Here is a 12201-nt window from a genome sequence, read left to right on the forward strand (position 1 = left end):
CGGCGGCTTTCTGGCTCGGGAAGTCCACCCAGATGGTGGTGGCGCCGCCGGCGGCGTAAATCACGCCGGGCTGATCGACCCGCTCCATCGTGCCCCAGGTTTCAAACGTGGTGCGCCCGGGGTCGCTCGCATACATCCTGATCAGGACATCGCCGGGGTACTCGAGCTGCTTGTAGAAGTTGCAGAACGCATTCACGATGACCGGGCCTTCGCCTTTCGGGTCGGGCACACAGCCAATGGAATACATCCAGTCAATCCGCGCCGTCTCCAGGTAGCGGAAATAACTGGCGTTGTTGACATGGCCCATCGCGTCCATGTCGCCCCAGCGGATCGGCATGCGCATCTCGAAGACCTGCTTCTTGTTTTCGGGAATTTCTATTTTCATGGGTCGGGGCGTTGCTGTTCAGATGCCGAAACCATCATCGGCGGCGATGACGGCGCCGTTGATGGAGTGACTCTGCCCGCTGGCCAGCATCACCAGCAGCGCGTCCAGGTCTTCCGGCTTGCCGATGCGCTTGCGCGGCAGCATCTGCACCAGCTTTTTGCCCTGCTCGGTCTGCCAGTGGTGGTGGTTGATCTCGGTGTCGATGTAGCCTGGGCAAATGGCATTGACGTTGATGCCGAACTTGCCCCACTCCAGCGCCATGGCCTTGGTCATCTGCACCACCGCAGCCTTGCTCATGCAGTACACGCTAATCTGCGGCAACACGCGCAGGCCAGCCATGGAGGCGATGTTGATGATGCGGCCGCCGGAGAAAGTGCCAGGCGCCGTGCCGCGTGAGCGGGCCAGCATGCGCTTGCCGACCTCCTGCGCGACGAAAAAAGCGCCCTTGACGTTGGTGTTGAAGATGAAATCGTAGTCTTCCTCGCCCACATCCTGAATGCGCTGCGTAGCGCTGACGCCCGAGTTGTTGACCAGGATGTCGATGGGGCCAACCTCGGTCTCGGCGTGCGCGACGGCAGCCTTGATGCTGGCGGTGTCCGTGACGTCGAGCATGACCACATGCGCATCACCGCCTTCGGCCTCGATCTGCGCGCGCAGGTCCTTGAGCTTGTCCATGCGGCGGCTGGCCAGCACCACCGCCGCACCGGCACGGCTCAGGGTTTTGGCAAACTGCGCGCCCAGGCCGCCCGACGCGCCCGTCACCAGCGCGACACGCCCTGAAAGATCCAGGCTGTAAGCCATAAGTGACTCCTCTCTATTAAAGACACACCAAGGTGAAGGACTGTTCGATTCACTTCATTCACGACATAAAATCATTCGGGAAGCAGTTACCGGTTTTCTGACTGGCAACCCTTCCTGAAATTCATTATCAGCGAGTCCACCATGAACAACCAAGAGATACTGGCCCAGTTCGGCCCCCGTGAAGCGATGGAATACGACGTGGTCGTGGTCGGCGGCGGCCCCGGCGGTCTGACCACCGCGATCCGCCTGAAACAGCTCGCCGCCGAAAAAGGCACAGAGTTGTCGGTCGTCGTGCTGGAAAAAGGCTCGGAGCCAGGCGCGCATATTTTGAGCGGCGCGCTGATGGACCCGCGCGCGATCACCGAACTGTTTCCTGACTGGAAGGCGCTCGGCGCCCCGCTGACGCAAGCCGTCAGCGGCGACGAGATGCTGTTTCTCAGCCAGACCGGCAAAATCTCTACCCCTCAGTTTCTTATTCCCAAATGTCTGCACAACGAAGGCAACTACGTCATCAGCCTGGGCAATGTTGTGCGCTGGCTGGGCCAGCAGGCCGAAGCGCTGGGTGTGGAGATATTCCCCGGCTTCGCTGCTGCGGAAATGCTCTACAACGAGGATGGCTCCGTCAAAGGCGTGGCCACCGGCAACCTCGGTATCGGCAAGGACGGCCAGCCCACCGATCATTTCCAGCTGGGCATGGAACTGCACGGGAAATACACCATCTTTGCCGAAGGCTCGCGCGGCCACCTGGGCCGGCAACTGATCGCAAAATACAAGCTCGATGAGGGCAAAGACCCGCAAACCTACGCCCTTGGCATCAAGGAGTTGTGGGAGATCGACCCGGCCAAGGCCAAGCCCGGCCACGTCGTGCATTCGCTCGGCTGGCCGATGGACAGCCAGACCTATGGCGGCGGCTTTTTATACCACCTGGAAGACAACAAGGTCACGCTGGGATTCATCACCGGCCTCGAATACAGCAACCCCTGGCTCAGCCCGTCTGAAGAAATGCAGCGCTGGAAGACGCACCCCGCGATCCGGCAATGCCTTGAAGGCGGCAAGCGCATCAGCTACGGCGCGCGCTCGATCACCTGCGGTGGCCTGATGAGCCTGCCCAAGACCGTGTTCCCGGGCGGCGCGCTGGTCGGTTGTGAAGCGGGCTTTCTCAACTTCGCACGCATCAAAGGCAGCCACGCGGCCATGAAAACCGGCATGCTGGCCGCCGAAGCCGCCTATGCGGCGGTGACCAGCGGACGCCAGCACGACGAACTTTCGGCCTACCCCGAGGCGTTTGCAAAGAGCTGGCTGTTTGACGAGCTGGAGGTCTCGCGCAACACCAAGCAGTGGATGAAGAAGGGCCTGTACCTGTCGTCCATCATGAACGGCATCGAGCTGTGGCTGCTGCCCAAGCTGGGCTTCAAGGCCCCGCCCTGGACCATCCATAACAAAGTGCCTGACCATGCCAAGCTCAAGCCCGCATCAGAGTGCCCGCAGATCGTCTACCCCAAGCCCGACAACAAGATCACCTTCGACCGCCTGAGTTCGGTGTTTGTGTCCAACACCAACCATGAAGAGCAGCAACCGGCGCACCTGACCCTGAAAGATGCCAGTGTGCCGGTCAGCATCAACCTGGCCACTTATGCCGGGCCGGAAGCGCGCTACTGCCCGGCCGGTGTCTATGAATACGTCAAAAACCCTGACAACAGCGACCGGCTGCAGATCAATGCGCAAAACTGCGTGCATTGCAAAACCTGCGACATCAAGGACCCGACGCAAAACATCGTCTGGGTCACGCCCGAAGGCGGCGGCGGGCCGAACTACAGCGGCATGTAGTCCGTCAGTCCTCCGGTTCGCGTCCCAACCCCCTCAAGCACAGCGAAAGCACTCTCCTCCATGAACATCGTCATCACCGGGGGCGCCGGTTTTCTCGGCGTCCGTCTTGCCCGCGAACTGCTTGGCAAAAGCGTCTTGTCCTTGGCGGGAAGCGCAGCACAGACCATCACACGCATCACACTGGTGGACCGCGCGCCTCCTCCTGCGGACCTCATCGCCGACAGCCGGGTGCGTGCCATCGAGGGAGACCTCAACACCTTGCTGGAGCAGGGCGCCGCGTCGGCCACAGTGGTCACAGCCGATACATCGCTGGTGTTTCACCTCGCGGCGGCAGTCAGCGGTGAATGCGAAGCCGATTTCGATCTGGGCATGCGCAGCAACCTGGACGCCACGCGCGCCTTGCTGCAGGCTTGCCGCCGGCTCAACACACAACCCACTCTGGTGTTTGCCAGCTCGCTGGCCGTGTTCGGCAATTCGTCGGAGCAGCCTCTGCCCGAGGTAATTGAGGACACCACCCTGCCGACGCCACAAAACAGCTACGGCATCCAGAAATTCATCGGCGAACAACTGGTGGCCGATTACGCGCGCAAAGGTTTCATCCGAGGCCGCAATGTTCGCCTCATGACGGTGAGTGTGCGGCCCGGAAAACCCAACGGCGCCGCATCGAGCTTTCTGAGCGGCATGATCCGCGAGCCGCTGGCCGGCGTGCGCGCCGTGTGCCCGGTTGCGCCGGAAACGCCCGTGGCCTTGTCTTCGCCGGGGCACACCATAGACGGCTTGATCCGGGCGGCTGAGGCCGACGACACCGATTGGGGCGCACGCACCGCCATCAATCTGCCAGCACTCAAGACCACCCCCGGAGAAATGGCCGCCGCGCTAAAACGTGTGGCCGGCCCTCATGTAGCATCGCTCATTGACTGGCAGCCCGACGCGGCGATCGCCAGCATTGTCACCAGTTGGCCAGCCCACATTCATGCATCGCGCGCCGCCGCGCTGAGACTGATGCCTGAAGAAAGCTTTGACGACATCATTCGCGCCTACGTCAGCGAAAACCCCTATGCGGTGAAGCAAGCGGCGAGGTGAAAATCTTAAGTTGTATGACAACTTTCGCCGTTCATCCCTTTCCCTTTCATCCGAGGAGACATTCATGACATTTTTCAAACCCGCGTTTTCCAGGCTCGCCCTTGGGATGACCCTGGCGCTTGGCCTGGTGGCAGGCGCCGCGGCGCAAACCACGATGAGAATCAGCATCTCGACGGCGCAAAACTCGCACCAGGGGGTGGCCATCGACACCTTCGCCCGCGAAGTGGAAAAGCGCACGGGCGGCCGCTACAAGATCCAGACCTTCTACAACGGGTCACTGGGCGGCGAGCGCGAGTCCATCGAAGCGGCTCAACTGGGCACCCAGGAGCTGGCCTTCAGTTCCACTGGTCCGGTCCCCAACTTCGTGCCTGAAACCAAGATCCTCGACGTGCCCTTCCTGTTTCGCGACAAGGCGCACGCCCGCGCCGTGCTGGACGGCCCTATTGGCCAGGACCTGCTGACCAAATTTGACGCCAAGGGTTTCAAGGCGCTGGGCTGGGCTGAAAACGGCTTCCGCCACATGACCAACAACAAGCGCGAGGTGAAGGCGCCCGAGGACCTGAAGGGCCTGAAAATGCGCACCATGGAAAATCCGGTCCACATTGCGGCCTACAAGGGCTTCGGCATCGTGACCACGCCCATGGCCTTTCCTGAAGTTTTCACCGCCCTGCAGCAAGGCACCGTGGACGGCCAGGAAAACCCGCTGTCCGTGATCATCGCTGCCAAATTCGACCAGGTGCAAAAACACCTGTCCCTGACCGGCCACGTTTATTCGCCCGGCATCTGGGTCATGAACAAGGCGGCCTTTGACAAGCTCAGCCCGTCCGACAAAACGGCCTTCCTCCAAGCGGCCGCTGAAGGCACCAATGCCAACCGTGCCCGTGTGGATGAAGACGATGCGAAAGGCGTGGCTGACCTGCGCGCCAAAGGCATGACCGTGATCGAAAATGTCGACAAGTCCAAATTTGTCGCAGCACTCGCCCCCGTAAACGCCGAGTTCGAGAAGCAGTTCGGCAAGGCCAACATCGACAAGATCCGCAACGTCAAGTAAGCCTCTTGCTTGCTACGTACTTTGTAGCTCAATACGCCCGCAGCCCCCAGAGCCTCTGGGCCAGCGGGCGTTTTCCTTGTTAATCCGGTATTTCATGAAACACGCTTTTCTCAAACTTGAACGCTGGACCACGGGGTTTTCCACGGTTGTGGCCTGCCTCATGCTAGTGGTCGCATCGTCGCTGGGCATGTTCCAGATCATCACGCGCTTTGTGCTTGAACAACCCGCCGAGTGGACTGAAATCCTGATCCGCCTGTCGCTGATCTGGATGGTCTTTATGGGCATTCCGGCCGCCTTCCGCCAGGGCGCCATGGTCAGCGTCGATGTGCTCTACCGCTGGAGTCCGGTCAAAGTCAAACGCGTGCTGGACTGGGTGGTCTCCATGGCGGCGCTGCTGCTGATCGGCATCATCATCTGGTGGGGCTGGGACTATGCGCTGCGCGGCCGCGTGCAGTCGATGGCGGGGCTTGAATCGATCTCCATGTTCTGGGGTTACGTGGCCATGCCAATAGGCGCCATGTTCTGCGTGATCGGCATCATCGGCAACTTGATCGACCCGCAGCGGCAGGAACTGGAGACTGCGCAATGATGACCGACAGACCGCTCTTGGGGCATCAAGCCCGCTCGGGGGGCAGCTTTGACACCCAGTGCAAAGCGTGGGGGCCAACAATATGACCGCCGTGATGTTGACGACGATGATCGTCTGTTTTGCGCTGACGATCTCTGTGGCTGTGTCCATCGGCCTGGCAGCCGTCTTTGGCATCCAGGCAACCAACGCCCACATGCTGATCTCCGTGAAGGAGATGTTCAACGCGATCAACAAGTTTCCGCTGGCCGCGATTCCGTTTTTCATTCTGGCCGGCAACCTGATGGAGACCGGCGGCATTTCCCGCCGGCTCGTCGAGTTCGCCAAAAGCATCGTCGGTGGTGTTCAGGGCGGCCTGCCCATGACCTGTGTACTCACCTGCATGATTTTTGCCGCAGTGTCCGGGTCTTCGGTGGCCACCACCTTTGCGGTCGGCGCCATTTTGATTCCAGCACTGGTCAAACACGGTTACCCCACCAGTTACGCAGCGGCGCTGCAAGCCACCAGCGCTGAACTCGGTGTGGTGATTCCGCCGTCAATTCCGCTCATCCTCTATGGCGTCAGCGCCGAGGTCTCGATTGGCGAGCTGTTTGTCGCCGGCATTGGCCCGGGCATCCTGATCAGCGTGTCGTTGATGGCGTTTGTGTATGTGTATTGCCGGATCAAGGGTTGGGGCAAAAACGACGGCGACGGCAGGCTGGGCTTTTTCAGGGCCACCTGGCAAGCTGGCTGGGCGCTGATGATGCCGGTCATCATTCTCGGCGGCATCTACGGCGGTATTTTTACGCCGACCGAAGCCGCCGCCGTTGCGGTGTTTTACGCACTGGTCGTCGGTGTGGTGATCTACCGGGAAATCAGCTTCGCCAGCCTGATCGTGGTGCTGCGCAAGTCGGTGATCTCCAGCGCCGTCATCATGTTCATCATTGCCAATGCCGGGCTGTTTGCCTTTCTGATCACCCGCGCCGGCGTTCCCGACGCCATCGGGCGCTACCTGGAAGCCGTGCTGCAGTCCCCCGTGCTGTTCCTGCTCGGGGTCAACGCCACACTTTTCATCATTGGCATGTTCATCGAAACCAGCGCAGCCATCATTGTGCTGGCGCCCATCCTTGCGCCTGTGGCCATGCACTTCGGCGTGGACCCGGTTCACTTCGGACTGATCATGGTTGTCAACCTGGCCATGGGCATGATCACGCCGCCTTTTGGCGTCAACCTGTTTGCGGCGTGTACGGTGGCGCGAATATCGCTGGACCAGATCATCAAACACCTGCTCCCCTTCGTGCTGGTCATCATCGCCTGCCTCATGGTGATCACCTATGTTCCGACGATTTCACTGGGGTTTCGGGACTTGCTCTACAAATAGAGCCCCCACAGTCGCTCACTGCGTGTAGCTCCTTGCCCCCCGAGGGGGCCGCTGCGCCTGCGGACTGGCAAAGCCAGATCCGCGGCTCCTGCTTGAAAAGAGTGGATATCTCCCGGTCGTTCGGTGCGCCGTTGAACACGGGCGGCCAGGCTCCTGGGCTACACTTGAGGCCGTCAGGAGAGAGTTTTCCCCGTGAAAACCGCCGAAGGCGCATGCCCACCCTTTATGGCGGGCTGAACGCTCAGGCAAAAGGACTGGCAACCGCCCTTCGGCAAACATTTGACGAACGGCGTTCCCTACTGGAGAGAGGCCATCTTCTGGATGGCCCACCGAAGGAGCAAGCCTGTATCGCCAGGTGAATCTCTCAGGTAAACAGGACAGCAGGGGCAGCCCACGGCTCGCCAGGCCGTGTTGTCTATTTGCCCCGGAGAACGCCTTTGTCCGCATCCTCATCCGCCACCGACACCCCCTTGCTGAAAACACCGTTGCACGCGCTCCACGTTGAGCTGGGCGCGCGCATGGTGCCCTTTGCAGGGTACTCGATGCCGGTCCAGTACCCGGCAGGCCTGATGGCCGAACACCAGCACACACGCAGCGCGGCCGGCCTGTTCGATGTCTCCCATATGGGCCAGCTTCGCCTGGTCGGGCCGCAGGCTGCGGCCGCGCTCGAATCCCTGATTCCCGTGGACGTGATCGACCTGCCGCCGGGCAAACAACGCTACGGCCTGCTGCTCAACGACGAAGGCGGCATCATCGACGACCTGATGTTCTTCAACCGCGGAGAAGATATTTTTGTCATTGTCAACGGTGCCTGCAAGGTAGGCGACATCGCGCACATCCAGCAACACATTGGCGATCGCTGCGAAGTCATCGCCATGCCGGACATGGCCCTGCTGGCCCTGCAAGGCCCGCAGGCCGTGACGGCGCTGGCGCGGTTGGCGCCCGGCGTTGAAAAGCTGGTGTTCATGACAGGCGGGCGATTTGCGGTCGCCGGCTGCGACTGTTTTCTCACGCGCAGCGGCTACACCGGTGAAGACGGTTTTGAAATTTCGGTGCCAGCCGTGCAGGCCGAGACGTTGGCGCGCGCCCTGCTCGCCCAGCCCGAAGTGAAACCTGTCGGCCTGGGCGCGCGCAACTCGCTGCGCCTCGAAGCCGGCTTGTGCCTTTACGGCAACGACCTCGACACCCGCACCACACCGGTGGAGGCCAGTCTCAACTGGGCGATCCAGAAAGTGCGGCGCAGCGGCGGCGCACGTGCCGGCGGCTTCCCGGGCGCCGCCAAGGTGCTGGGGCAACTGGACGAGCCCAAAAGTTTGCGCCGCAAACGTGTCGGCCTGGTCGCGCTGGAGCGCGTCCCGGTGCGCGAACACACCGAACTGCAAACACCAGACGGCCGGCGCATTGGCGAAGTCACCAGCGGCCTGCTCGGCCCCACCATCAACAAACCGGTTGCCATGGCCTACGTGGAGCCAGCTTGTGCCGCACTGGGCACGCGCCTCAACGCCATCGTGCGCGGCAAGGCCGTGCCCATGGAAGTCGCCGCCATGCCGTTTGTTCCCGCCCGCTATTTCCGTGGATGATTCACGGATGATCCGCAGATGAATTTGCCCCCTGTTCCCATTTATTAACGGAGAAGACCATGATCAAGTACACCGAAGACCACGAATGGCTGCGCGTTGAAGGCGACCTCGCCACCGTCGGCATCACTGTCCACGCGCAAGACGCACTGGGCGACGTTGTGTTTGTCGATCTGCCTTCTATCGGCAGCAGCTTTGTACAAAAAGACGTGGCCGGCGTGGTCGAGTCGGTCAAGGCCGCCGCCGATGTTTACATGCCGGTCAGCGGCGAAGTCACTGAAGTCAACGAGGCGCTGCGCGACGACCCCTCGCTGGCCAACAGCGACCCGCTGGGCGCCGGCTGGTTCTTCAAGGTCAAGCTGTCAGATGCCTCGCAACTCGACGCGCTGCTTGATGAAGCCGCCTACACGCAGTTTGCCAAAGAAGCCTGAGCATCGCCTTCCCCGTCATCCCCTGTCGTTGCAGGCCTGATCCGCAATCCATGGATCCCAGGTCAGGTCCGGGATGACACGTTCAGGCCATACACAACCACCCTATTTCCCCGGAGCCTTCATGTTGATGTCCACCGTCAAGCCGCTCGGCGAGCTTGAAAATCCTGCCGAATTCATTGCTCGCCACATCGGCATCGACGAGGCCGACGAAACCCACATGCTCAGCGTCGTCGGCTCGGCCTCGCGCCGCGCACTGATCGACAGCATTGTTCCGCGCTCGATTGCACGCAGCAGCGCCATGGCCATTCCACCGCCCGTGACGGAAGCAGCCGCGCTCAAGCAGCTCAAGGCCATGGCCGCGAAGAACCGGGTCTTCAAGAGTTTCATCGGCCAGGGCTACTACGGCACACTGACCCCCGGCGTGATACTGCGCAACATTCTTGAAAACCCGGCCTGGTACACCGCCTACACGCCTTACCAGGCCGAAATTTCGCAGGGCCGCCTGGAGGCGCTGATCAACTTCCAGACCATGGTCTGCGATTTGACGGGTATGCCGATTGCCAACGCATCCATGCTCGACGAAGCCACAGCCGCCGCTGAAGCCATGACCCTGGCGAAACGCAGCGTCAAGAGCAAAAGCAACGTCTTTATCGTTGCTGGTGACTGCCACCCGCAGACCATCGAGGTGATCCAGACGCGTGCGAAGCCGCTGGGCATCGAGGTCAAGGTCAGTACCGCGGCCGCCACCGTTCCCCAGTTGATGGCTGAAGGCGACTACTTCGGCGTGCTGGCGCAATACCCCGCCACCACCGGCAGCATCCACGACCTGCGCCCGCTGGCCGGCCATGCCCATGCCGACGGGGCCGCCCTGTGCGTCGCCGCCGACCTGCTGGCGCTGACCCTGCTCAAGCCGCCCGGCGAATGGGATGCCGACATCGTGCTAGGAAGCACCCAGCGCTTTGGCATGCCCATGGGCAATGGCGGACCCCACGCTGCCTACCTGGCCTGCCGCGATGAGTTCAAGCGCTCACTGCCCGGCCGGCTGGTCGGCGTCAGTGTCGATGTCCATGGCAACCCGACTTACCGGCTGGCCCTGCAAACGCGCGAGCAACATATACGCCGCGAAAAAGCCACCTCCAACATCTGCACCGCGCAGGTGCTGCCGGCCGTCATCGCCAGCATGTACGCCGTCTACCACGGCCCGCAAGGCCTCAAGCGCATTGCGCTGCGTGTGGCCAGCTATACGGCTATTTTTGTGCGCGGCATGCAGCAAATGGGTTACGAGATCACCAACCACAGCGCCTTCGACTCGGCCACCATCAAGACCGGTGATGCTACCAATTCGATAGCTGACCGCGCACGCCAGTCGGGGGCCAACCTCAGATTTCGCTTGAAGAATCACCTGGGCGTGTCGCTGGACGAAACCACCACGCGGGAAGACCTCGAAATGCTCTGGTCCTTCTTTGTCAAACCAGGCAAACCGATGCCGCGCCTGAGCGACTTTGAAAAAGGCGTGGAGCCATTGATCCCCGAAGAGCTGCGCCGCACCAGCGACTTCCTCACGCATCCGGTGTTCAACACCCACCACTCCGAGACCGGCATGCTGCGCTACATCCGCATGCTCAGCGACAAAGACCTGGCGCTGGACCGCAGCATGATCCCGCTGGGCAGCTGCACCATGAAGCTCAACGCCACCAGCGAGATGATTCCCGTCACCTGGCCCGAGTTCGCCAACATTCACCCGTTTGCGCCGCAGGATCAACTGCTGGGTTATGCCGAGCTCGACAAACAGTTGCGCGACTGGTTGTGCCAGGCCACGGGTTATGCCGGCATCAGCCTGCAGCCCAATGCCGGCTCCCAAGGCGAATACGCCGGCCTGCTGGTGATCAAGGCCTGGTTGGACGCCAACGGCCAGAGCCACCGCAACATCTGCCTGATTCCCTCGTCGGCCCACGGCACCAACCCGGCCAGCGCGCAGATGGCCGGCATGACGGTGGTGGTCACCGCCTGTGACGCCCAGGGCAACGTCGACATGGCCGACCTCAAAGCCAAGTGCGAACAGCACAGCGAAAAACTGGCCTGCATGATGATCACCTACCCGAGCACCCACGGCGTGTTCGAGACGCAGGTGAAAGAGTTGTGCGCCCTGGTCCACAGCCACGGTGGCCGTGTGTACGTGGACGGTGCCAACATGAATGCGCTGGTCGGTGTGGCCGCACCGGGCGAGTTCGGCGGCGACGTGAGCCACCTGAACCTGCACAAGACCTTCTGCATTCCGCACGGCGGTGGCGGCCCCGGCGTCGGCCCGGTGTGTGTGGTGGCCGACCTGGTGCCTTATCTGCCGGGCCATGCGACGGCAGGCTATCCGGGCGGAGGGGCGAGTTTTTCCGCCGGGCAGCCCCAAGGAAAAACAGCCCCCTCGGGGGGCAGCGCATTACACGAAGTGAAAAGCGTGGGGGCCATATCAGCAGCGCCTTTGGGCAACGCTTCCGTGCTGCCGATCAGCTGGATGTATTGCCGCATGATGGGTCCCGAAGGCCTGCAACAGGCCACCGAGATGGCCATTCTCAGCGCCAACTACATCAGCGCGCGCCTGAAAGACCACTACCCCACGCTGTACGCCAGCCAGACCGGTGAAGGACGCGGCCATGTCGCGCACGAATGTATCCTGGACCTGCGCCCGCTGAAAGACGCCAGCGGCGTGAGCGCCGAAGACGTGGCCAAACGCCTGATGGATTACGGCTTCCACGCGCCCACCTTGAGCTTTCCCGTGCCCGGCACCTTGATGGTCGAGCCCACAGAAAGCGAAACCCTGGCCGAGCTGGACCGCTTCATCGCCGCGATGATCGCCATCCGCGAAGAAATCCGCAAGATCGAGGCCGGGGACTGGCCGCAGGACAACAACCCGCTCAAACACGCGCCGCACACCGCCGCCAGCCTGCTGGGCGCGGACTGGGATCGGCCGTATTCACGCGAGACCGCTGCCTTCCCGCTGGCCACCCTCAAGCAAGTCAAGTACTGGCCGCCCGTGGGCCGGGTCGACAACGTCTATGGCGACCGCAACCTGTTCTGCAGCTGCGTGCCGGTCAGCGACTACGCC

At 61.9% G+C, this 12201-nt stretch carries 10 protein-coding genes and 2 riboswitches; of the genes, 8 read left to right on the forward strand and 2 right to left on the reverse strand.

All coding sequences use genetic code 11. The features are described 5' to 3' along the window. Both ACESMT_RS02740 and ACESMT_RS02745 read right to left on the reverse strand, forming a co-directional pair. Positions 1-385: acyl-CoA thioesterase (locus tag ACESMT_RS02740; protein ID WP_372825022.1), on the reverse strand; the 385-nt coding region annotated here is incomplete at its 3' end. A gap of 18 nt (positions 386-403) precedes the next feature. Next, entirely contained in the window at positions 404-1186 is a 783-nt protein-coding gene (locus ACESMT_RS02745) for an SDR family oxidoreductase (protein WP_372825024.1), read from the reverse strand. 141 nt (positions 1187-1327) lie between these two features. Here ACESMT_RS02745 and ACESMT_RS02750 point away from each other — a divergent pair, with 141 nt between their 5' ends. From ACESMT_RS02750 to gcvP, 8 genes are all read left to right on the forward strand, one after another. After that, positions 1328-3013, forward strand: coding sequence for an electron transfer flavoprotein-ubiquinone oxidoreductase (locus ACESMT_RS02750; protein ID WP_372825026.1), 1686 nt, complete (start codon positions 1328-1330; stop codon positions 3011-3013). Positions 3014-3073: 60 nt separating this feature from the next. Next, positions 3074-4096: a D-erythronate dehydrogenase gene (denD, locus tag ACESMT_RS02755; RefSeq protein ID WP_372825028.1), complete on the forward strand. Its 1023-nt coding sequence runs from the start codon at positions 3074-3076 to the stop codon at positions 4094-4096. A 64-nt stretch (positions 4097-4160) separates the two neighbouring features. Then, positions 4161-5147 carry a TRAP transporter substrate-binding protein gene (locus ACESMT_RS02760; RefSeq protein WP_372825030.1) on the forward strand — a complete coding sequence of 329 codons (987 nt, stop codon included), beginning with the start codon at positions 4161-4163 and terminating at the stop codon, positions 5145-5147. A 94-nt stretch (positions 5148-5241) separates the two neighbouring features. Next, positions 5242-5736: a TRAP transporter small permease gene (locus tag ACESMT_RS02765; RefSeq protein ID WP_372825032.1), complete on the forward strand. Its 495-nt coding sequence runs from the start codon at positions 5242-5244 to the stop codon at positions 5734-5736. Positions 5737-5818: 82 nt separating this feature from the next. Further along, entirely contained in the window at positions 5819-7093 is a 1275-nt protein-coding gene (locus tag ACESMT_RS02770) for a TRAP transporter large permease (RefSeq protein WP_372825038.1), read from the forward strand. A gap of 164 nt (positions 7094-7257) precedes the next feature. Continuing rightward, positions 7258-7360: riboswitch (glycine riboswitch) on the forward strand. A 22-nt stretch (positions 7361-7382) separates the two neighbouring features. Beyond that, positions 7383-7484: riboswitch (glycine riboswitch) on the forward strand. A gap of 127 nt (positions 7485-7611) precedes the next feature. Then, positions 7612-8673, forward strand: coding sequence for a glycine cleavage system aminomethyltransferase GcvT (gene gcvT, locus ACESMT_RS02775; RefSeq protein ID WP_372825040.1), 1062 nt, complete (start codon positions 7612-7614; stop codon positions 8671-8673). Positions 8674-8732: 59 nt separating this feature from the next. Continuing rightward, positions 8733-9101: a glycine cleavage system protein GcvH gene (gcvH, locus tag ACESMT_RS02780; protein ID WP_372825034.1), complete on the forward strand. Its 369-nt coding sequence runs from the start codon at positions 8733-8735 to the stop codon at positions 9099-9101. 121 nt (positions 9102-9222) lie between these two features. Further along, a partial coding sequence (gene gcvP, locus ACESMT_RS02785; protein WP_372825036.1) for an aminomethyl-transferring glycine dehydrogenase occupies positions 9223-12201 on the forward strand: 2979 nt, incomplete at its 3' end.

Origin of the sequence: Polaromonas sp., assembly GCF_041689105.1 — a bacterium.
In the GTDB taxonomy this organism is placed as follows: Bacteria; Pseudomonadota; Gammaproteobacteria; order Burkholderiales; family Burkholderiaceae_C; genus Polaromonas.

Excerpts from the sequence above, each read along its gene's own strand:
- ACESMT_RS02745 (WP_372825024.1), bottom strand. The coding sequence starts at position 1,186 with ATGGCTTACAGCCTGGATCTTTCAGGGCGTGTCGCGCTGGTGACGGGC.
- ACESMT_RS02750 (WP_372825026.1), top strand. The coding sequence starts at position 1,328 with ATGAACAACCAAGAGATACTGGCCCAGTTCGGCCCCCGTGAAGCGATG.
- denD (WP_372825028.1), top strand. The coding sequence starts at position 3,074 with ATGAACATCGTCATCACCGGGGGCGCCGGTTTTCTCGGCGTCCGTCTT.
- ACESMT_RS02760 (WP_372825030.1), top strand. The coding sequence starts at position 4,161 with ATGACATTTTTCAAACCCGCGTTTTCCAGGCTCGCCCTTGGGATGACC.
- ACESMT_RS02765 (WP_372825032.1), top strand. The coding sequence starts at position 5,242 with ATGAAACACGCTTTTCTCAAACTTGAACGCTGGACCACGGGGTTTTCC.
- ACESMT_RS02770 (WP_372825038.1), top strand. The coding sequence starts at position 5,819 with ATGACCGCCGTGATGTTGACGACGATGATCGTCTGTTTTGCGCTGACG.
- gcvT (WP_372825040.1), top strand. The coding sequence starts at position 7,612 with ATGGTGCCCTTTGCAGGGTACTCGATGCCGGTCCAGTACCCGGCAGGC.
- gcvH (WP_372825034.1), top strand. The coding sequence starts at position 8,733 with ATGATCAAGTACACCGAAGACCACGAATGGCTGCGCGTTGAAGGCGAC.